The organism is Streptomyces sp. NPDC057543, from assembly GCF_042801895.1.
Taxonomy (GTDB): Bacteria; Actinomycetota; Actinomycetes; order Streptomycetales; family Streptomycetaceae; genus Streptomyces.
Window position 1 is genome coordinate 1 of the sequence record NZ_JBHVFF010000142.1, and the last position, 20,960, is coordinate 20,960.

General features: G+C 68.0%; 15 protein-coding genes and 2 pseudogenes. 14 read left to right on the plus strand and 3 right to left on the minus strand.

Translation table 11 applies throughout. The annotated features are described in order from the left end of the window. Positions 1-38: 38 nt before the first annotated feature. The gene (locus tag ACFU8Q_RS23030) at positions 39-1,424 is read right to left on the minus strand and encodes an MFS transporter (protein WP_384456924.1); all 1,386 of its coding nucleotides are present in this window, start codon (positions 1,422-1,424) and stop codon (positions 39-41) included. A 341-nt stretch (positions 1,425-1,765) separates the two neighbouring features. Here ACFU8Q_RS23030 and ACFU8Q_RS23035 point away from each other — a divergent pair, with 341 nt between their 5' ends. The 5 genes from ACFU8Q_RS23035 to ACFU8Q_RS23055 all read left to right on the plus strand — a co-directional run bounded on the left by ACFU8Q_RS23035 (position 1,766) and on the right by ACFU8Q_RS23055 (position 6,948). Next, on the plus strand, positions 1,766-2,254 hold the full coding sequence (locus ACFU8Q_RS23035; protein WP_384456946.1) for a DUF6882 domain-containing protein: 489 nt from the start codon (positions 1,766-1,768) through the stop codon (positions 2,252-2,254). A 219-nt stretch (positions 2,255-2,473) separates the two neighbouring features. Next, a complete protein-coding gene (locus ACFU8Q_RS23040; protein WP_384456926.1) occupies positions 2,474-3,694 on the plus strand; it encodes a hypothetical protein in 1,221 nt (406 codons plus the stop codon). A gap of 242 nt (positions 3,695-3,936) precedes the next feature. Continuing rightward, the gene (locus tag ACFU8Q_RS23045) at positions 3,937-4,320 is read left to right on the plus strand and encodes a transposase (RefSeq protein WP_384456928.1); all 384 of its coding nucleotides are present in this window, start codon (positions 3,937-3,939) and stop codon (positions 4,318-4,320) included. Positions 4,321-4,431: 111 nt separating this feature from the next. Next, entirely contained in the window at positions 4,432-4,767 is a 336-nt protein-coding gene (locus ACFU8Q_RS23050; protein ID WP_384456930.1) for a transposase, read from the plus strand. A gap of 219 nt (positions 4,768-4,986) precedes the next feature. Continuing rightward, the gene (locus ACFU8Q_RS23055) at positions 4,987-6,948 is read left to right on the plus strand and encodes a SpoIIE family protein phosphatase (RefSeq protein WP_384456932.1); all 1,962 of its coding nucleotides are present in this window, start codon (positions 4,987-4,989) and stop codon (positions 6,946-6,948) included. 557 nt (positions 6,949-7,505) lie between these two features. Here ACFU8Q_RS23055 and ACFU8Q_RS23060 read toward each other — a convergent pair. Beyond that, positions 7,506-8,009: a hypothetical protein gene (locus tag ACFU8Q_RS23060; RefSeq protein WP_384456934.1), complete on the minus strand. Its 504-nt coding sequence runs from the start codon at positions 8,007-8,009 to the stop codon at positions 7,506-7,508. Between the two features lie 924 nt (positions 8,010-8,933). On the opposite strand from ACFU8Q_RS23060, the gene ACFU8Q_RS23065 reads away from it, so the two are divergent. The 6 genes and pseudogenes from ACFU8Q_RS23065 to ACFU8Q_RS23090 form a co-directional block, all read left to right on the plus strand. Beyond that, positions 8,934-9,872, plus strand: a complete 939-nt coding sequence (locus ACFU8Q_RS23065) for an ATP-binding cassette domain-containing protein (protein WP_384456935.1) — start codon at positions 8,934-8,936, stop codon at positions 9,870-9,872. After that, positions 9,869-10,708, plus strand: a complete 840-nt coding sequence (locus tag ACFU8Q_RS23070; protein WP_384456937.1) for an ABC transporter permease — start codon at positions 9,869-9,871, stop codon at positions 10,706-10,708. The genes ACFU8Q_RS23065 and ACFU8Q_RS23070 overlap by 4 nt, the downstream gene beginning before the upstream one ends. Before the next feature lie 27 nt (positions 10,709-10,735). Then, the gene (locus tag ACFU8Q_RS23075; RefSeq protein ID WP_384456948.1) at positions 10,736-12,004 is read left to right on the plus strand and encodes a sensor histidine kinase; all 1,269 of its coding nucleotides are present in this window, start codon (positions 10,736-10,738) and stop codon (positions 12,002-12,004) included. After that, complete coding sequence (locus tag ACFU8Q_RS23080) at positions 12,001-12,669, plus strand: response regulator (protein WP_384456939.1); 669 nt, start codon at positions 12,001-12,003, stop codon at positions 12,667-12,669. The genes ACFU8Q_RS23075 and ACFU8Q_RS23080 overlap by 4 nt, the downstream gene beginning before the upstream one ends. Positions 12,670-12,807: 138 nt before the next feature. Beyond that, a complete protein-coding gene (locus ACFU8Q_RS23085) occupies positions 12,808-12,984 on the plus strand; it encodes a hypothetical protein (protein ID WP_384456950.1) in 177 nt (58 codons plus the stop codon). 138 nt (positions 12,985-13,122) lie between these two features. Continuing rightward, positions 13,123-13,581 (plus strand): annotated as a pseudogene (locus ACFU8Q_RS23090) (IS982 family transposase); the annotation flags it as partial. A gap of 24 nt (positions 13,582-13,605) precedes the next feature. Here ACFU8Q_RS23090 and ACFU8Q_RS23095 read toward each other — a convergent pair. Beyond that, on the minus strand, positions 13,606-15,513 hold the full coding sequence (locus tag ACFU8Q_RS23095; RefSeq protein ID WP_384456940.1) for a SpoIIE family protein phosphatase: 1,908 nt from the start codon (positions 15,511-15,513) through the stop codon (positions 13,606-13,608). 103 nt (positions 15,514-15,616) lie between these two features. Between ACFU8Q_RS23095 and ACFU8Q_RS23100 the strand changes: the two genes are divergently transcribed. From ACFU8Q_RS23100 to ACFU8Q_RS23110, 3 genes and pseudogenes are all read left to right on the plus strand, one after another. Then, on the plus strand, positions 15,617-19,612 hold the full coding sequence (locus ACFU8Q_RS23100) for a HAMP domain-containing protein (protein WP_384456942.1): 3,996 nt from the start codon (positions 15,617-15,619) through the stop codon (positions 19,610-19,612). Beyond that, the gene (locus ACFU8Q_RS23105; RefSeq protein ID WP_384456944.1) at positions 19,609-20,325 is read left to right on the plus strand and encodes a two-component system response regulator; all 717 of its coding nucleotides are present in this window, start codon (positions 19,609-19,611) and stop codon (positions 20,323-20,325) included. Before ACFU8Q_RS23100 ends, ACFU8Q_RS23105 begins: the two co-directional genes overlap by 4 nt. A gap of 212 nt (positions 20,326-20,537) precedes the next feature. Further along, positions 20,538-20,751: pseudogene (locus ACFU8Q_RS23110) on the plus strand (IS6 family transposase); the annotation flags it as partial. Positions 20,752-20,960: the final 209 nt, after the last annotated feature.

Below are 20,960 nucleotides of genomic sequence, written 5' to 3' on the forward strand. Positions count from 1 at the left end.
GGGTCCGGTACCTTCGGGCCCCGTCCGGCGCACCCGGCTCAGACGGTACGGGCGTCGGTCGCCACCGCCGCGGGTGCGGCCGGCTCCGCGCCGGTCCCCTCGATATCCGCGAGATCGCGGTCCCTGGTCTCCCTGGCGCAGACGACCGCCACTACGGTGATGAGCGCTGCGGCGATGACGTACAGCGAGATGGGCACGGAGCTGTCGAAGTCCGCGAGCAGCGCGGTGGCGATCAGCGGCGCCGGAGCACCGGCCGCGACGGACGAGAACTGCGCCCCGATCGACGCGCCCGAGTACCGCATCCGGGTCGCGAACATCTCCGAGAAGAAGGCCGCCTGAGGCGCGTACATCGCACCGTGGAAGACGAGCCCGACGGTCACGGCGAGCAGCAGACTTCCGAAGCTCCGGGTGTCGATCAGCGCGAAGAACGGGAACATCCACAGCCCCACGCCGATCGCACCGACCAGGTAGACGGGCCTGCGCCCGACCCGGTCCGACAGTGCACCCCACATAGGAATGACCGCGAAGTGGATGGCCGAGGCGATGAGCACCGCGTTGAGGGCCGTCTGCTTGTCCAGATCCGCTGCGGTGGTCGCGTAGACGAGGATGAACGCCGTGATGACGTAGTAGCTGATGTTCTCCGCCATCCGGGCGCCCATGGCGATCAGCACATCGCGCCAGTGGTGCCGAAGCACGGCGACGAGCGGCATCTTCTCGGCGACCGCGGCGGCCGCCTTGCGCTCCTCGGCCTGCGCCAGAGCGGCCTTGAACACCGGCGATTCATCGACAGAGAGACGAATCCACAAGCCGATGATCACCAGGACCCCGGAGAGCAGGAACGGTATGCGCCAGCCCCATGCTCCGAAGGCCGAGTCCGACATCAGCGCGGTGAGCGCCGAGAGCACCCCCGTGGCCAGCAACTGCCCGGCCGGCGCCCCCGTCTGGGGCCAGGAGGCCCAGAACCCGCGCCGTTTGGCGTCCCCGTGCTCCGACACCAGCAGTACGGCCCCACCCCACTCACCACCGAGGGCGAAGCCCTGCACCAGACGCAGGACGGTGAGCAGCACGGGAGCGGCGGCACCGATCGTGGCATGCGTCGGCAACAGCCCGATGGCGAACGTCGCTCCGCCCATCATCAGCAGACTGAGCACCAGCAGCTTCTTGCGGCCGAGTCGGTCGCCATAGTGCCCGAACACCAGAGCACCGAGCGGCCGGGCGGCGAAGCCGACCGCGTAGGTGAGGAACGAGAGCAGAGTGCCGACCAGCGGTTCGGAGTCGGGGAAGAACAGCTTGTTGAAGACCAGCGCGGCAGCTGACCCGTACAGAAAGAAGTCGTACCACTCGATGGTGGTCCCGATGAGACTTGCTGCGACGATGCGCTTGAGCGAGCGGGTGGTCGGCGGGGCGGATGCCGAGGCAGCCATGAACACCACTTCCGGGCGGTTGGCGGGGACGGTTTCGTGTCGCCACACCGTAGGAATGGGCAGGTCAGAGGCACATGTGGCGGGACACCATAGTTCTCGGGCCGGGTGTGCGCGGGGCCACCATGACAGGCGCGTCGAGACTGCTTCGAGGAACGTATTGAAGGCCGGTAGGCGCCTGTCAGGATTGCGCTACTAGGCATGGTTTATTGCCCTGGTGCTGACTCCCGTGCTGGTTTGGTGCTGACCTGAAACCGCATGTCAGCACCCTTGATCACCTGTCCCGTGCTGACTTGGTGCTGACTACGCAGCGTTGAACTTCGGCATTTTGGAGGGGGGCCTGGCTGTGGGGCTGGGCAAATCCGGGGCGCGGTGGGAGTGAGGTCGTGGCGTTGTCCGCTGCCGTGGCACGGTACGGGCAGGCGCACGGGATTCCTGAGTTCACCACTGAGGAACTCGATCTGTCCGGGTTCGACGATCCTCGGCGGGCCGCCGAGATGCTGGCCTTCGCGGGGATGGGGGTAGCCAACACTCCCGGGTACATCGGGCAGCCCGCCGGGCCCGGCACCCAGGTGTACTTCCTGCTCGACGACCCGAAGGTGCCGAGCGCCGAGCTCGATCCGGTCGCTCTGCCGCGCGTGCTCATGGCCGGGGTCTCACTCATCGGGCGGTCGCCGCGGCAGGCCGTCACGGGGTACTTCGAGCACCACGGGGTGCCGCAGCGCGTGGAAGGCGACCGGCTGATCGCCGATCTGCCGACCGGGAACGCCGCCGCTGTCTCCTTCGACCGGATGGGGCGGATCGGCAACATCCGGCTCACGGTCAGCGGCTGACCCGGGGCAGTGCCGTTGAGCGTTTCCTCGGGACGCCGGCAGTACCGTCGCCTCAACCGTGGCGGCGACCGTCAGGCAGACGACACTCCATCGCAAGGCACTCGGCAGCCGAGCGCATCACGCCCCACAACCGGCGCCGAGATCGGTACGAGCGGTTGAGGCAGTCGGTGCGCTCGTCGTGCCCGTGACGGATGGCCTACGGCCTGCGATCATCGGCGAATGAGCAAGGACGGGGAACCAGCGGCACTTCGCCGGATGCTGGGTGGCATCACTGCCTCGCTCGGCGACCGGAACACACACAAGACGCTGACCGAGACCTTCACTGTTCTCAGCATGCCGCCGACCGATGAAGGGTCAAAGCGCGAGCGGGTCGAGCGCAGTTTCGCCCAGGTGCCGGACAGTGATCTTCTCCAACTCGCCGAGCGCTTCCTACAGACACAGGACGTCGACGCTGCGACCTGTATCCAGCTCCAGGACGTGCTGTGGGCCGAGGCGTCCCCGCCGGAGATACCCATGCGGACCCGCCGGGAGATCGCCCGAGCCCTCGACCCGACGGTCTTGGTGCAGCACCCGGCCCGGTTCATGAAGATGCTGGACCGCTTCTGGGCCATCAACGACGACCCGTTCTCCGAACTGCTCTCCCCCGGCCAGGGGAGGATCCTGCGGTCTCGTATCGAGCGGCACTTCATCCGTAATCCGGACTGGTCGACGGAGGAGCTTTTCGAGGCGCTGGGCGCGTTCGAAGCAAGCGATGGCAGGTTTGCCCGCTTCATCGAGGCAGCCGTCGCCGGCGATGTCCTGCTGGACGAGTCTGTCCAGCGCCTCCTGGCCGAGATGATCAACGAGCACCTACGCACCACGGGCAGCGAACTAAGGGAGATGGGCACGAAGGACGGTTACCCCCGTCTGGCCCTGGTCCCCAGCCAGCTTGCCCACACGCGGCGCCTGAAGAACGTTGTCTTCGCCTCGCTCAGGAAGCCGGACATTCGTTTCCGCTCCGCTGTGGACAACGACATCGAGGTCGTCGGCGGCGACGCCCTGGTCTACGACCGCTCGGTCGGCGATGAGGGAATCCGCTGGCGCGACCTGCAGTCCTGGTGGCAGGGGGAGCAGCAGATCCCCAACGACACCGAAGCCAAGAACACCCTCTACGCCAGGCTCCACAGCAGCTTGCCCGATAATTCTCCCGGGCAGCGGAACCTCTTCGGCAGTTACCACCGCGTCATCGGAGCAGCGGTCTACGACATGCCCGCGCTTCTACCCGAGGTCTGGCTGCACTGGGACCCCAAGACGGTCAAGCAACGAGGTCCCCAGGCTCTCCTGCGTTTCCGGATGGACGTTCTCCTCCTGCTGCCCCACGGGCAGCGGATCGTCCTCGAAGTCGACGGATCACAGCACTACACCCGCGACCACGGCCGGACCCCCGACACCGCCAAGTAAGCGGACATGGTGGCTGGCGACCGGGACCTCAAGCTCAGCGGGTACGAGGTGTACCGCTTCGGACACGATGAGCTGCGCGATGCACTCTCAGCGCACGCTCTGCTGAGCCGGTTTCTCCCTGAGCTCTTCCAACGCCACGGGGTCAGCCTCCAGGAGCGTGGACGACAGCTGCACAGAGGCTGTGAGACCACTTCGCACAACTGCGGCGGCCAGGCTGCCGTGTACGAGACCTGGAACGCCGCTTGGCCCGACTCGCGGAACGCCACGCCCCGCAGCTGCTCGCTGTGGTGGGCATCGGCCCGGATACGGCCGCCACTCTGCTCATCACCATGGGGGACAACTCGGAGCGCCTCGGCAGTGAGGCATCGTTTGCCGCGCTGTGCGGAGTCAGCCCCGTCGAGCGCTCCTCGGGCATCCGGCAATACCGTCGCCTCAACCGCGGCGAACGGCAGGCAAACGCCGCCCTGCACCGGATCGTGCAGACCCGCCTGCGCTGCGACCCGCGCACCCAGGAGTACTACGAACGCCGCATCAAGCAAGGCAAGACCCGACGCGAAATCGTCCGGTGCCTCAAACGCTACGCCGCCCGCGAGGTGTTTCACCTGGTCATGGCCATGCAGTCATGACCCCCGTCATAAGGGCTATGTGAGAGCAGACGAGACGACGGAGCCTCGCCGGGGAGCGGCGGGGCTCCGCCGCGTGGTGTTGCGACGGCCTGCCGTGCTCGGGCTGGACCCGTGCCACTCCGGCTTTCTGTCGAGCCGGGCGATGTCGGCGAGGCGCGGACACTCGACCGTCTACAGCCCATCGCGTTGGACGTCACGCCGTGGCCGCGTCCGGATGCCGAGTGCTCGCCCGAGCAGCTGCACTGCCACCGTCCGTGCCGGTGCGACGGGGTGCGTTGGACCATCCCGGGCTGGCCCTACCAGGTCGCGGCGGCCCAGGGCGGTGGACGCTCCTCGTGGACTGGGCCGCTGGACGCGGTGCGATTGGGGCCCGAGGACGATCCCACCGAGGTCACCGCCGCCCAGATCCGCGACCTTGTCGCCCGCCTGGAGAGGGCCGGGCAATGACGCCCGGGCGACTTGCCCTTTTCTGCGATACTTTTCCTAGACTGTCCGGTTTGGATCAGGCCGGATAAGGGAGCGCTGTCCGGTGCCGTGCATCGCAAGGCGGAGGAAGGAGTCATGGCGACTGACGACAACGCGGCGAGGAGCCGTGCCGGGGCACGCGAGCCCGGCGTGATCCAAACGAAAGGCCCTAACCCCGAGCGTTAGAAGGCGATGACGGCGGTGGGAGATCGGTTCCTGGGCGATTCGGTCGAAGACGTCGAGGGGATGGTTCACGCCGCGCTCGCCGCAGCGCCCCTACCCACGGCGGTGATCGCGCTCGAGGCCCCGGCCCCGTCACGGATCCTGCTCGCGTCGAGGAGCCTGGGAGACCTGCTGGGACGACACGAGGAAGGGCTCGTCGGGCAACGTCTGACCGATCTCGTCGAGCTTCACTCCGGAGAGGACGATCCACTGCGGGCGCTGGCTGGAGGTGAGGACGCCTCCGCCGTCTGCACGGTGGCGCAGTGGCCGGACGACGTCCCCCTGGTTCTGGAGTTGAAGGCGGCCCGCCTGCCGGGCGAGCGTGCTCTGGCCGTCGTACAGTTGTATGACCAAACCGAGCGAGAGCAGGCCCAGCGATCGCTGCGGGAGAACCTCCGCTGCCTGCAGGACATCGCGGACTACTCGTCGGCCCTCGTCTACGCCAAGGACCTCGACGGCCGCTACCTGCTCATCAACAGGCAGTTCGAGCAACGATTCGGCCTCCAGCGCGAGCAGGTGCGGGGAAGGACTGACTTCGACCTCTTTCCCCGCGAAGCAGCCGTCACGTACACGGAACACGATGCCGAGGTACTCGCCAAGGGCAGGCCGATCGAGATCGAGGAACCCACGACGGACATCGCCGGCAGCTGGCTGTCCCTCAAGTTCCCGTTGCTGGACGAGTCGGGGCGGCCATACGCCATCGGCGGTATCTCCACCGACATCACTGATCGCAAGCGGGCCGAAGCCGCCGCCGAGGAGGCACGCGCCGAAGCCGAGCTAGTCAAGACCGCCCTGGCCCTCCAGCACAGCCTGCTGCCTCACGGACTGCCCGAGCACATCGCCGTCGAGGTCGCGGGCCGCTATCTGCCGGCCGGTAACGCCGAGCCCGGCGGTGACTGGTTCGACGTGATCCCGCTCTCCGGCGCCCGGGTCGCACTCGTTGTCGGCGATGTGGTCGGGCACGGCATCCGCGCGTCGGCCGCCATGGGCCAGATGCGCATGGCGGTCCGCACCCTCGCTGACGTCGATCTGGCCCCCGACGAGCTGCTCGCACACCTGGACGATATGGTCATCCGGCTCAGCACCGGTTCGAAATCCGAAGCGGACACGCCCACCGGCGATCTCGGCGCCACGTGCCTGTACGCGGTCTACGACCCGGTGTCCGGCCGGTGCTCAGTCGCCAGCGCAGGCCATCCGCCCCCCGCTCTGGTGAGCCCCGACGGCATGGTGGAGATCCTCGAGGTGCCCACCGGCCCTCCCTTGGGCGTGGGCGGGTTTCCGTTCGAGTCAATCGAACGCGTTGTGCCCGAGGGAAGCGTTCTCGTGCTATACACCGACGGGCTGATCGAGGCCACCGACCACGACGTCGACCTCGGCCTGCGGACCCTGTGCACCGCCCTCGACGATGCCGCTCCCTCGCTCGAGACCACCTGCGACCTCGTCCTGAGGGCGCTGCTTGTGGACTTGCCGGCCGACGATGTCGCGCTGCTCATCGTTCGTACCCACACTCTGGACGCAGAACAGGTCGCCAGCTGGCCCATCCCCGCCGATCCGGCCGTCGTCGCCGCGGCCCGATCGTGGGCGACCGACCAACTCCACGCATGGGACCTGGACGAGCTGGCCTTTGTCACCGAACTCGTGGTCAGCGAGCTGGTGACCAACGCGATCCGCTACGCGGCTCCGCCCATCCAGCTGCGGCTCATCAAGAACCAGACCCTGATCTGCGAGGTCTCCGACGCCAGCAGCACCGCACCGCACATGCGCCGGGCGCGCATTTTCGACGAGGGCGGGCGCGGCCTCATGCTGGTCGCCCAACTCACCGCGAGCTGGGGCACGAGGCACACCGGCATCGGCAAGACCATCTGGGCCGAGCAGCCCCTTCCCGAGGAAAAGACAGGGCCCCGACACTCGGTCGGTGTCATGGACGACGATAATCCGTGACTCGGCGTCCGGGGCGCGGCGGATCAAGGCGGGACCACTCCGAAAATGAAACATGAGCCTTAAAGGCAATACCGGTAACTTAGGGCGTTGTTGTCCGCTTGCCCCGTTTGGGTTTGGTGGCATTGACGATGGTGATGACTGGGGCGCGTGGGTGGTCTGCAACGTGGTGGGCTGCGCGTTTGAGGGGCCAGCTGGCGATTTTGCGTTTGATGACGCGGGGGTTGGATCGGCGGCGCCGTGGTGGCAGGAGGCGCTCGAGGTGTTCAGTGTGGGTGGCTTTGATTGCGCGGGTGACTCTGCCGGGGGGAAAACGCCGCCTGGTCGGTGACCTGGCGGCGCACGACGCGCAGTGAGCGGGTGAAGGAGATCCGGTCGGGATCGTGATCGCCTTGTCGTGCGGCCTGGTGGATCAGGTGTCGGATGGCGTGGTGGACGAGCAGGAAGCCGAAGAGTTCCTGCTCGGCTCCCTCAGGGTGCTGTGAACGCAGCACCAGGCGTGGCCCACCAAGGTGCGTCTTGATTTCGTCGAGGGTGGACTCGAACTCCCATCGCTGGGCCTAGAGGGCGGCCAGTTCCGCGGCTGGGGCCTTGCCCGGGTCGAGGATCGTGGTGATGAGGCGGTAGACACCCTCGTGGCCGGCGATGGTGTACTCCACCGCGCGTACCGGCACCCCGCGACGGGTGTGGTGGATGTAGCTCCGGTCGAAGATCTCCGTGAGGTAGGAGCCGTCCGGCAGTTGCTCGACCACGGGCAGCACCAGGTCTTTGCGGACTCGCCACAGCAGGTCCGCCCCAGTTGCCGCGTCTGTACGCCACAGGTCCACGCCGTAGAAGCCACGGTCGGCCAGCAGCATCATCCCCGGCCGCAGGGACGGCAGGACCGCCCGGGCCAGAGTCTGCTCTCCGGTGCGCAGAGCACCGATCGCAGCGTCGAAGACGGCATGGGTGCCGCACTCCACCAGAACGACCATGCGCAACTGCGGGCAGCCGACGGTCTGTCGGACCGGGTCGCAGTCGGGGTGTTCCTCCGCCCGCGCGGACGCCGACCTGGTGCTGTCCACCCTCGAGTACGCCCTCGCTTCACGCGAGGTCGAGAACGACGGTAGTTCTGCGCCCCGGCGACGCGGCACTGGTCGCCAAGGGCGAGACCGGTCGGTACTGGGCACCGGAGTACGCCCGCATGTTCGCCGTCTACGGTTCCAACCCCGAGGGGGAGACCTCGGACTACCTCGACTACCGGGACATCGCGGAGGCCACCGGTAGATGACCGGCCGACCCGCCCCCGGGCGCAAGCGGCCCGGGGGCGGACAGGGGTGGCGCTGGGCGGCTGCGCGGTGGGCACGGCGCTGATCGTGTCCGGGCACGCAGTCCGGGCCGAGTGTGCCCGCACGCGCAGGGGCCAGCGCGGCGAGCCGGCCGAATCCAGCCGCGGTCACCGCGACGGGGTCCACCTGGGCGAACACATCACACGGGGTCCACTCGCCCGGAGCACGGAAGCAGCCGGCGAATGGTTCGAACGGACAGCCCAACCGGGCCAGTACCCCCTGGTCCCAGCGGCGCACCCACTCGGCAATAGCGGTAAGGGAGTTGTGGCCCGCGCTTGTCATCACGCACACCCCCACCGCGAGCAGCGTCGTCAGCGGGAAGCACGCTCCGCGAGGTCACGCGGATCGGGACCCTCGCCACAGCGTCCATCAGTCCCGGTGGCACCACTCTCCGACCAGGTCGACATCGCCCGGCTGTCCTCCCGCGAGCGCCAGTTCAGCCTGGTGGACGAGTTGGCCTGGGAGTCTCGAAGGCAGGCCAGGCCCTGGGGGCGGCCGACGGACACGGAAGGCAGCGCAGGTAGTCGCGTAGTACCGCGGTACTACGTGCGCGGCGTAGTTCAGCCTCCCGGTACCACCGGATCGGGATGATTCGGCGCCTAGCGTTGCCGGTGTGGCGTCGGAAGCGACGGACGCCGGAGGCCGAAAGGAAGAACGCGAATGATCGACGCACGGCAGTTGACCAAGAGGTACGGCGAGAAGACGGCTGTCGACGGTCTGGACTTCGTCGTGAAGCCGGGCACGGTGACCGGCTTCCTGGGGCCCAACGGCGCGGGCAAGTCCACGACGATGCGCATGATCGTCGGCCTCGACGCTCCGACGAGCGGCTCCGTCACCGTGAATGGCCACCACTACGCTCGCCACCAGGCACCGCTCCAGGAGGTCGGTGCTCTCCTGGAGGCGAAGTCGATCCACCCGGGCCGCTCGGCGTACAACCACCTCAGGGCCCTCGCGCTGACTCACGGCATTCCGGGCCGCCGGGTCGACGAGGTCATCGACCTCGCCGGACTGGGCAGCGTGGCGAAGAAGCGGGCCGGCGCCTTCTCCCTCGGGATGGGCCAGCGGCTGGGCATCGCGGCGGCGCTGCTGGGCGATCCGCAGACGGTGATGCTGGACGAGCCGGTCAACGGGCTGGACCCGGAGGGTGTGCTCTGGATCCGCAACCTGCTGAAGACGCTCGCCGACGAGGGCCGGACGGTGTTCGTGTCCTCGCACCTGATGAGCGAGATGGCTCTGGTCGCGGACCACCTGATCATCGTGGGGCGCGGGCGGCTGCTGGCCGACACGACCGTGGCAGACCTGATCCGCGAGGCGGGCGGCGACACGGTGAAGGTGGCGACGCAGGACCCGGCGCGGCTGCGGGACGTGCTGACGGGGCCTGGTGTCGACGTCACTGGCCGGATCGGCTCCGAGGAGCTGCAGGTGACCGGGCTGGCAGCCCGCGAGATCGGGCTGAAGGCCGCGGAGCACGGAATCGCGCTGTTCGAGCTGAGCGCGCGGACCGTGTCGCTGGAGGAGGCATTCATGGACCTGACCAGGGATGCCGTGGAGTACCACGGCTCCACGACCGGTATCGAGACCCTCGGGAGGCCCGCATGAGCACCCTCACCGCAACCGCCGAGGAACCCCGGACCACTCTCGCCCGCCCCGCCTACCGGGTGACCGGACGGCGCGTGCTCTCCTCCGAATGGGCCAAGCTGTGGTCCCTGCGCTCGACCTGGATCACCCTGGGCCTCGGCCTGCTGTTCCTGGTCGCGTTCGGCCTCATCGCCGCGAGCCGCTACAAGTCGGGGATCAACTCCGGCCACCTGGACCGGGACTTCGCCGATTCGACCGCCGTGAACCTGTCCCTCTTCGGTACGAACTTCGCCCAGCAGGCCCTGGGCGTGCTCGGCGTGCTGGTCACAGCGGGCGAGTACTCGACCGGCATGATCCGCTCGACACTCGCGGCGGTGCCCCGCCGGCTGCCCGTCCTGTGGTCCAAGGCGGCCGTGTTCGGGCTGGTCGCGCTGGCGTTGGGGACCGTCGGTGCGTTCGTCACCTTCTTGGTCGGGAGCGGGATCGTCTCGGGCACGCCCGCGGCCATGGGCCTCTCGCACGCGGGTGTGCTGCGGAGTCTGCTGGGCGCCGGGCTGTATCTCGGCCTGGTCGGGGTGATCGGCGCCGCGCTGGGCGCGCTGCTGCGGTCGGTGGCCGGCGGGATCTCGGTGCTGGTGGCCACCCTGATGCTGATCCCGGGACTGATCTCCCTGCTGCCGAGCTCCTGGCAGGACGACATCAGCCCCTACCTGCCGTCCAACGCGGGAGAGTCGATGTTCGCGCTGACCCACGACTCCACGACCCTGTCGCCGGCCGCAGGGCTGCTGGTCTTCCTCAGCTGGACGGCAGTGGCGCTGGCGGGCGCGGCGTACCGGCTCACGCGCAGCGACGTCTGACGCCTGCACCATGGACAGGTGACGTCTGTGACCACCGATGACATCAGCGGCATGGGACCGCTGGTCGCCCGTCTGTCCCGGGGCGGCCAGCGGTTGCGGCAGGCGGACCGGACACATCCGTGGGTGCTGGACACCGCGGTCGTGGTCCTGGTCTTCCTGATGTTCTGCCTGCCCGACCTGCTTCACGGCGGTGTGGACGACGGTGACGGCCCGCGCCGGTTCCGGCTCGCCTTCACCCGGGTGCCCCTCGCGGGAATGCTGGCACTGCAGGCCGGACTGGTACTGCCCCTGCTGTGGCGGCGGCGCAAGCCCGTGGCGGCCTTCGGTGTCATCGCCGCGGTGTTCGTCCTCCAATGGTCCCTGGGCGCGGCGCTGCGCGCGGACGTCGCCCTCTTCGTCGCCCTGTACAGCCTGGCCCTGCACGGGCAGCTGCGGCAGCTGCCGTGGGCCTGTGCGGCGGTGGCGGGCGCCATGGTGCTGGTCGCGGTACGCGCGTCCTCAGCCGTGTCCGTCTGGGACGCGCTGTTCTTCCTGCTGAGCACGGCGACCGCGGCCCTCGCGCTCGGCCTGATGGTACGCATCCGCCGGGCCCAGCTCGCCGGACTGCGGGAACGGGCAGCCCGGCTGGAGATCGAGCGCGACCAGCGCAGCAAGCTGGCCACGGCCACCGAACGCACCCGTGTCGCCCGTGAGATGCACGACATCGTCGGCCACAACCTGTCCGTCATCATCACGCTCGCCGATGCCGGCGCCTACGCCACCGACATCGCTCCCGAACGCGGCAAAGAGGCCCTCCAGCTTATCGGCGATACCGGCCGACAGGCCCTCGGCGAGCTGCGGCGCGTGCTCGGCGTGCTACGCGAGGCGGCGGACGGTCCCGAACTCAGCCCACAGCCCGGCATCGCGGACATCGAAGCGTTGTGTGCCAAGGTGCGCGCCGCCGGTCTTGAGGTCATTTACCGGACCTCCGGCGACGTGGACGCCCTGAACAGTGGCGTGCAGCTGACGGCGTATCGCATCGTCCAGGAAGCCCTCACCAACACCCTGAAGCACACCGACACCGACACCCGGGTGCACCTGGCGATCCTCGTCGAGGACAGTCGGCTGAACATCCGGGTCCAGGACACCGGCCCGGCCACACCCTCCGGACCGCCGAACGAGGAAGGACACGGCCTGGTGGGCATGCGGGAGAGAGCGGCTCTGTACGGCGGGACCGTCAGCGCAGGGCCGACCGGCGGCGGAGGATGGAGCGTCGAGGCCGTACTCGACCTCACACCCCAAGGCGGTGACCGATGACCACCGTGCTCATCGTGGACGACCAGCCGCTGCAACGCTACGGCTTCCACATGCTCCTGGACTCCGTCGCCGAGACCGACGTCGTCGGTGAGGCCGCCCACGGCGCCGAGGCCGTCCGCAAGGCCGCCGAACTGCGCCCGGACGTGGTCCTGATGGACGTCCGCATGCCGGGCATGGACGGCATCGAAGCCACCCGCCACATCGTCGCCGCCGGCGACCGCTCGCGCATCCTCGTGCTTACCACCTTCGACCTTGACGAGTACGTCCATGCCGCCCTCCGCGCCGGCGCCAGTGGCTTCCTCCTCAAGGACGCGCGCCCCGAAGAACTCCTCGCCGGCATCCGCGCCGTCGCCGCCGGTGACGCCGTCATCGCGCCCGCTCTCACCCGCCGCCTCTTGGACGAGTTCGCCCGCTACGTCCCCGCCCACCGCCAAGACTCCGCCGAGGATCCGAGACTCGGCTCCCTCACCGACCGCGAACGCGAGATCCTCGTCGCCGTCGGCAAGGGCTGGACCAACGGCGAGATCGCCACCCGCTTCGTCCTGTCCGAGTCCACCGTTAAGACCCACGTCGGCCGCGTCCTCGCCAAAATCGGCGCCCGCGACCGCATCCAAGCCGTGATCTTCGCCTACGACCACGGCCTCGCCCGGCCCAACGTGGACTGAACCGAGGAGCGGCGGCCTGCTTGCACCAACCGCGCGGCAGCGTACCGCCGCCAACGCCTCGCACCAGCTGGATGGCTTCTCGCCAGGCCGCGGCCTCGTGGTCTGGTGGTCAAGGCCCTGGGGTGGTGTGTCTGCGCTGTGCTCCTAATACGTGGCATCGCCGTCGAGGTGCTGCTGCTGACCGACGTTGCGGGCTCGGAAATAAACGTAAGCTCGGAACATCGGCTGTGGACGTTGCTGCTGTGGAATCCCTGGTTCCTGGTCGGTGGTCTCGTCTTTGGTTTGGCCGCACGGAGGTCCCGGACGCACGGATAGCCTGAGTAGCGGCGTCGCCTGACGACGCGTTGGGAATGCGAACGGGGTGTCCAAGATCGTGGCGTGAACGACGAACTGGACACCCTGCTGACCGCGCTGTACGTGAAGATCGACGACGAACTGGAGACCAACCGATGGATGGGCAGGCCGCCGAAGCTCGCTGATGCCGAGGTGGTCACGCTCGCGGTCGCGCAGGCCCTGCTGGGGTTCCACTCCGAGGCACGCTGGCTGCGGTACGCGAGGCAGCACCTCGTGCCAATGTTCCCGTACCTGCCACAGCAGTCCGGGTACAACAAGCGCCTCAAGACAGCATTGCCGCTGGTCAAGAAGGCAATACGGATGCTGGCGGTGGATACGGACTTCTGGTTCGACAACCACTGGATCGTCGACTCGACGCCGGTGCCGTGCGGGATGTCGCGTCCGACGGTGAAACGCTCGGAGATGGCGGGCTGGGCCGGATACGGGTACTGCGCCTCCCACTCGCGGTTCTTCTGGGGCCTGCGCCTGTACCTGGTCTGCACCCCCACCGGCATGCCGATCCTGTGGGCGCTCGCCAACCCGAAGATGGACGAGCGCGAGGTCTTGCAGGCCATGCTCGACGTCTCGGGACAGAACGCTCTTTCAGATCCGCCGTGGGCAGGAGCCTGTCTCCACTGCCTGCAGCACCAGTATCGAGAGGTCGTCCTCGACCGGCCCCACCCCGAAGTCGTGCGCCGCCCGCCGTACATGCTCCGCAAGTGCCCTCGCACCCAGCCCCATACCCTGTCTGAGCACATCGGCCAGACCATCGCTGTCGTCCAACTGCCAGTTTCCACAGCGGCGTTCGGTGACACCATCGGTCACACACAACAGTGTCTCGCCGGGCGCGAGGTTGAAGGTACCGGCCTGGAATTCGGCTCCCTCATCGATGCCGAGCAGCATCTGGGGTTCGGAGGCCGGTTCCACTTTGCCATCGGCGAACAGGTGCAGTGGCGGAGGATGGCCTGCGCTGGCGACCGTGCAGCGGGCGCCAGCCATTTCCGGGGAGACGGTCAACTCCCCATACAGCAGGCTCAGGAAGCGGGGGCCCGTCTGCTCGCCGCCGAGCGTGAATGCCTCGGCGCTCTCCTCTGCCATGGCGACGTTCAGCCGGCCGAGCACAGACTCGACGCCATGGCCCTCGCGCGCCAGGAGTCTCACCAGGTGCCGGGCCAGGCCGGTGATGGACATCGCCTCCGGGTCCTTTCCCTGTACGTCGCCGAGCAGGAAGCACCAGCGACTCTTGCCCATCGGGAAGATGTCGTAGAAGTCTCCGCCGACAGTCTGTCCCTCGCCGTGCGGCTCGTACACAATCGCTGTGTCGACGCCGGCAATGCTGGCCAGCGTCGCAGGCAGTTGCCTGCGCTGGAGCACGGCGCTGATCGTGCGCTGCCGGGTGTACTGGCGGGCGGTGAACACGGCCTGCGCGACCCTGCGGGCCACGTCCTGCACCATCCGCACCACGGTGTCAGTCATCTGCGGCTGCCCTGCCCGGCCGAGCAGCAGAACGCCCTGGTCGATGTTGGGGCCTTCAAGTGGGAAGGCGAACGCCGACCCGCCGGCCTGGTCGCAACCGGCACTCTCCGGCCAGGGCCAGGGCGTGCCCCCGGTACGGACCGCGGCGGGCGGCGGAATCCGTTCCAGTTCCTCGCGCAGCGGACTGATGCGCTGCTCATCGGCATGCCAGACCCGGGACAGTTGCAGGCCGCTTCCCGGCGTGCCGAGCCAGATGCCGCACCAGTCTGCGAGCCGGGGTACGAGCAGCTGCGCCGCGAGCGCGGTGACCATGGCCTCGTCGAGCTGGCCGGCCAGGAGTTCGCTGGTCTCGGCCAGGAACGACGGGCCACCGCGGTCGACCCATTCGGCGGCGTGTCCACGGTCGTGCACGGGATGTATGGATGCCTCCGTGTCACGGGACCGGGCGTCGCTGCCGGTCTCGGTGGAACCGGGCTCGGAGGAGGCCGAATCCGCCTCAAGGGTGTCTCCCTCACTCGCCTCCAGCCGGAACCAGACCCTCTTCTCCGCCCGTCGGTAGGTCACGCCCCAGGATTCCGAGAGCGCGCTCACCAGCTGGAGACCGTAGCCGGGCTCACCATGCCGGGTCACCCCGCCGCGTACCTCTCTGGAGGGGTGGTGGTCCGCTACCTCCACGACGATGCCCGCCCGGGTGGCCGGGTTCCGCTCCAGGCGGCAGACCACGTCGATATCCGTGCCCGCGTACATGACGGCATTGGTGACCAGTTCACTGACGAGCAGGACGGCGTCGTCGACGAGCTCTTCGGGGATCTGCGCCGGGGCGGGGGTCGCGCGCACAGCGGGAGCCGCGCCGGCGGCCGACGCCCCGCCTTCACCCTCGTGCCCGTTCGCGAGCGGCGCCGTCCACCCATGGAGTGCCGCACATACGAATTCCCGTGCTCGGGCGGCCGCCAGCTGATTCGCCGGCAGCCCCTTCCTGGATACCGATTCGCTCGCAAGCACGGACAACGAGATCACCACTCTCCCCGCATGCATCAAATGAGCCCATGAAGAGTGTTTTCGTGCGCTTTATACTATGACATGCGTCACCACGTGAACCTCTGATGTGCACCAATTGATCTTGGGTGGAGGGTGTTCCATGGCACTGGCACCGGCCCGGCCCGGCACAGAGCCGGACGGACAGTGGGTTCGTATGAGCGATCTGCGCCCCTTGCTCTCCGCGATGAAGGCCCTGTGTGACGGTGATTTCACGGCACGAGTGGAGGACTCCGAGAAACGGGGCGGAGGCACCCTGCCGGACGGCGTACCGGCCGAAATGGCGGGGGTGTTCCAACAGATCGTTGCGCGCAACGCGCATCTCGCCTCGGAGCTCCAGCGGGTACGCCACGAGATCATCCGACAGGGACGGCTGGACGAGCGGATCTCGGCGAGTCCCGGATCGGGGACCTGGACGACGAACATCGAGGCCGCCAATACGGTCCTCGAAGCACTGGTGGTGCCCGTCGCCAAGGCCACCCGGGTGCTCGACGCTGTCGCGGACGGCGACCTGACCCAGCACGTCGATCTGCACGATGGAAGCCGCCAGCTCCGCGGCGACCTGCGGCGCCTGGGTATCGGGGTGAACCGGATGGTGGACCAGCTCTCCCTCTTCACCGGCGAGGTGACCCGGGTTGCCCGCGAGGTCGGCACCGAGGGTCGTCTCGGTGGCCGGGCGAAGGCACAGGGGCTGTCGGGCGACTGGCTCTATGTGACCGAGGCGGTCAATACGATGGCGTCCCGGCTGACGGCGCAGGTCCGTAACATCGCCCAGGTGACCACCGCGGTCGCCAACGGCGACCTGACCCAGCAGGTGACGGTCGAGGCCACCGGTGAGCTGCTGGAACTGAAGCTCACGGTCAACACCATGGTGGACCAGCTGCGGGCGTTCGCCGACGAGGTGACACGGGTCGCCCGCGAGGTCGGCACCGAGGGCCAGCTCGGCGGCCGTGCCCAGGTCAGGGGCGTATCCGGGGTCTGGAAGGACCTCACCGACAACGTCAACTTCATGGCCGACAACCTCACCTCCCAGGTCCGCAACATCGCCCAGGTCGCCACCGCCGTCGCGGAGGGCGACCTCGGCAAGACGATCACCGTGGAGGCCAAGGGGGAGATCCTGGAGCTGAAATCGACGATCAACACGATGGTCGACCAGCTCTCCGCCTTTGCCGACGAGGTGACGCGGGTAGCCCGTGAGGTCGGCACCGAGGGCAACCTGGGCGGTCAGGCCCAGGTCAGGGGCGCTTCCGGGGTCTGGAAGGACCTCACGGACAACGTCAACCGCATGGCGCTCAACCTGACGTCCCAGGTCCGCAACATCGCGTTGGTGACCACCGCGGTCGCCAACGGCGACCTGTCGAAGAAGATCGACGTGGACGCGCGCGGCGAGATCCTGGAGCTGAAGGACACGGTCAACACGATGGTCCAGCAGTTGCGGGCGTTCGCGGACGAGGTGACCAGGGTGGCCCGCGAGGTCGGTACCGACGGGCGCCTCGGTGGCCAGGCCCAGGTCCACGGTGTCTCCGGGGTCTGGAAGAACCTCACCGACAACGTCAACTTCATGGCCGACAACCTCACCTCCCAGGTCCGCAACATCGCCCAGGTCGCCACCGCCGTCGCGGAGGGCGACCTGTCGAAGAAAATCGACGTGGACGCGCGCGGCGAGATCCTGCAGCTCAAATCCACGATCAACACGATGGTCGACACGCTCTCCGCGTTCGCCTCCGAGGTGACACGAGTGGCCCGCGAGGTAGGCAGCGAAGGGCAGTTGGGCGGCCAGGCCCGGGTGGAGGGCGTCTACGGAACGTGGAAGCGGCTGACCACCAGCGTCAATGAGCTGGCACTGAACCTGACCACCCAGGTGCGCGCGATCGCCGAGGTCGCCAGCGCCGTTACGCAGGGCGACATGTCCGGCTCCATCTCGGTGGAGGCTCAGGGGGAGGTCGCCGCCCTGAAGAACAACATCAACCTCATGGTGGCGAACCTCCGTGAGACCACTCGCGCCAAGGACTGGCTGGAGTCCAACCTGACGCGTATCGCCGGACTCATGCAGGGCCACCGTGACCTGGTCGAGGTCGCCGACCTGATCCTGCGCGAGCTGACCCCTCTGGTGAACGCCCAGTACGGCGCGTTCTTCCTGGCCGAGGCGGGTGCGCCGCCCGGCGAGGACCTTGAGCTCCTGGCCGGTTACGGCACCGGCCAGCCCGAAGGCCGCCGCCGGCGTACGAGTCTCAGCCTCGATGCTCCTGGCTGGGGTCTGATCACCCAGGCCGCCGCGGAGAAACGGCGGATCCTCATCGACGCGGTCCCCACGGAATACATCACCATCAGTTCCGGCCTCGGCGCCGCGCCCCCGGCCAGCGTCGTCATCCTGCCGATCCTCTTCGAGGACCGGGTGCTCGGGGTCATCGAACTGGCCTCGTTCAGCCGCTTCAGCGAGGTCCACCTCGCCTTTGTCGACCAGTTCGTGAACACCATCGGCGTCTCCATCAACACCATCATCGCCAACTCGCGAACCGAGTCCCTCCTCTCGGAATCCCAGCGCCTCACCGCGGAACTGCGCCAGCGCTCCGACGAGTTGCAGCTCACCAATGCCGAGCTGGAGGAGAAGGCGGCGCTGTTGGCCACGTCCTCCCAGTACAAGTCGGAATTCCTCGCAAACATGTCGCACGAGTTGCGCACCCCTCTCAACTCGCTCCTCGTGCTGTCCCGGCTCCTTGCCGACAACCCGGACGGCCACCTCTCTTCGCAGGAGGTGGAGTTTGCCGTCACCATCCACCGGGCGGGCTCCGACCTGCTGCAATTGATCAACGACATCCTGGACCTGTCGAAGATCGAAGCAGGTCGGATGGATGTCCATCCCACGACGCTGCCGCTGATCAAGCTGCTCGACTACGTACGGGCGACGTTCCAGCCGCTCTCCCTGGACCGCGGCCTGTCGTTCGACATCAAGGTCGGCGAGAACGTGCCCCCCGAGCTCTTCTCCGACGAGCAGCGTCTCCGGCAGATCCTCCGCAACCTCCTCTCCAACGCGATGAAGTTCACCTCGTCCGGCGGAGTGCAACTGCTCGTCGAACGCGCGACGCCCTCGGACTTCGAGGAGGAGACGCTGCGCAATGCCGACGCCGTCATCGCTCTGACGGTCAAGGACACGGGAATCGGTATCGCACCGGAGAAGATCGACGGGATCTTCGAGGCGTTCCAGCAGTCCGACGGCACCACCAACCGCAAATACGGCGGCACCGGGCTCGGCCTCTCCATCAGCCGTGACATGGCGGGCCTGCTCGGCGGCCGGATCATCGCCGAGAGCGAGCCGGGCGTCGGCTCCGCCTTCACCCTTTTCGTCCCCGCGCACTACAAAGGGACGCCCGCCGACGCCGCCCCCGCGGTCGAACCACACATCGCGAGAGGCACCACCCGAGCCCTCGCCGGACCCACCACCCTGACCGGCCGGCCCGCGGCCGAATCCGGGCCCGCGCAGGTCGATGTGTTCCGTTCCCGGGAGCCCGTGCCCCGCACCGGCACCCGGTCCGACGACGGCGGCGTCAGCTGGCCGGAGACGACCCGACTCAAGGACTGGCTCAGCGGCCCCGCCGCCGGCGTATTGGCCAACCGGCGCATCCTCATCGTCGACGACGACATCCGGAACGTCTTCGCACTGACGCATGTGCTGGGCCGCGTCGGCATCAGCGTCAAGTACGCGGAGAACGGCCGAGAAGGCCTTGAGGTCCTTGATCGGACACCTGACGTATCACTGGTGCTGATGGACATCATGATGCCAGAAATGGATGGATACGAGATGATCGCGGCGATCCGCCGCACACCTCGTTTCGCCGACCTGCCGGTCATCGCGCTCACCGCGAAGGCCATGCCCGGTGACCGCGAGAAAGCCATCGCGAGCGGAGCGGACGACTACGTCCCCAAGCCGGTGGACGTCGACCGCCTGCTGTCTGTGATCTGCCGGCTCCTCGACCCGCAGTGCACTTCGCCGGATCCGCGGCCGGATCCCTCCGGCGACGCCGGCTCCACGGGTCCGGACGACGGCGACACCCTCGCCGGCAGAGATGACGGCAACGGCGCAACAGAGCGACCGTCATGACGGCGTCACAGGAAGCCTCCAGCATCCTCATCGTCGACGACATGGAGGAGAATCTGGTCGCCCTCGAAGCCGTCCTCGGCTCGCTGGCCCACGTGGTCCGGGCGCGATCGGGCGAGGAGGCGCTCAAGGCAATGTTGCGCCAGGAGTTCGCGGTCGTGCTCATCGACGTGCTGATGCCGGGCATGAACGGCTTCGAGACCGCCGCGAACATCAAGGGTCTTGACCAGACGAAGGACGTCCCGGTCATCCTGCTGACCGGTGCCGCGGTGGATCCGGACTACGCCTACCGCGGCTATACGGTCGGCGTCGCCGATTTCCTGATCAAGCCGTTCGATCCCTGGCTGCTGCGGACCAAGGTCAACGTCTTCCTCGACCTGCACCGCAAGAACTGCCAACTCATCGACCAGACCGAACAGTTGAAACGACTCCTGACGGCCGACGGCGGCCACCCCGGGATCCCGTCGGCCGCCGTCGGCGCGGCTCGGGCATCCACCGAGCCGTCGAACGGTACCAACCACACGGGACCTACCGACTCCGAGGAGCATCCGACACCCTCGGAGAAACCCGACCGGCTCGCCGAGGTCGCCGGCCGACTCGACCAGGCGGAAATTTTGCTACGAGATGCCGACCGTCCTGGCAGTGCAGACCTCGCCGACCACATTGCCGAACTGAAACGGGCCGTGAGACAGCTGATGACGGACCACAAAAAGTAGGCGCTCGGATCGCCTCATTTTCGAACCGCTACCCCGACTTGCCGTCCGCGGCGACGAACCAGCGCGCGGCCTCCCTACGAATGCGCGGCTGCGGATGAGGTGTGGTTCTCCATGGCCTCGTGCAGCTGCACGAGTGCTCGGGCCCGCATTGTCGCGTTGGCTGACCGGCCTGGGATGATCTTTTGGTCGATCGTGCCGGGAGGGGTTCGCTCGTGTCGTCCGCGCCGACGCCGTGCAAGGGGTACCGGTACCCGGTAGAGATCATCTCCCACTGCGTGTGGCTGTACTTCCGCTTCCCGCTCAGCTTCCGGGAGGTCGAGGAGCTGATGCTCGAGCGCGGTGTGCTCGTCTCTCACGAGACGGTCCGCCGCTGGGTGCGCGAAGTTCGGGCAGGCCTACGCCAACTCCCTGCGCAGTCGGCGGCCCCGCCCGGCGACAAGTGGCTCTACCTTCTTGCCCGGGTTGGTCCTCCCGTTCGTAGGGTGAGGGCACCCAGGGGAGCTGGGTGTGGCTGACAAGTGGCTGCCGTTCGTGGCTTCAGGTGCTTGGCCGCCCGGCTCCCCACGACGACTCGGCCGCCGATTGGGAAGTGCGAACAAGTCGCTGTGTAGAGCAATGCCGGCGAGGTCGTCCGT

Excerpts from the sequence above, each read along its gene's own strand:
- ACFU8Q_RS23030 (WP_384456924.1), bottom strand. The coding sequence starts at position 1,424 with ATGGCTGCCTCGGCATCCGCCCCGCCGACCACCCGCTCGCTCAAGCGC.
- ACFU8Q_RS23040 (WP_384456926.1), top strand. The coding sequence starts at position 2,474 with ATGAGCAAGGACGGGGAACCAGCGGCACTTCGCCGGATGCTGGGTGGC.
- ACFU8Q_RS23065 (WP_384456935.1), top strand. The coding sequence starts at position 8,934 with ATGATCGACGCACGGCAGTTGACCAAGAGGTACGGCGAGAAGACGGCT.
- ACFU8Q_RS23070 (WP_384456937.1), top strand. The coding sequence starts at position 9,869 with ATGAGCACCCTCACCGCAACCGCCGAGGAACCCCGGACCACTCTCGCC.
- ACFU8Q_RS23080 (WP_384456939.1), top strand. The coding sequence starts at position 12,001 with ATGACCACCGTGCTCATCGTGGACGACCAGCCGCTGCAACGCTACGGC.
- ACFU8Q_RS23095 (WP_384456940.1), bottom strand. The coding sequence starts at position 15,513 with ATGCATGCGGGGAGAGTGGTGATCTCGTTGTCCGTGCTTGCGAGCGAA.
- ACFU8Q_RS23100 (WP_384456942.1), top strand. The coding sequence starts at position 15,617 with ATGGCACTGGCACCGGCCCGGCCCGGCACAGAGCCGGACGGACAGTGG.
- ACFU8Q_RS23105 (WP_384456944.1), top strand. The coding sequence starts at position 19,609 with ATGACGGCGTCACAGGAAGCCTCCAGCATCCTCATCGTCGACGACATG.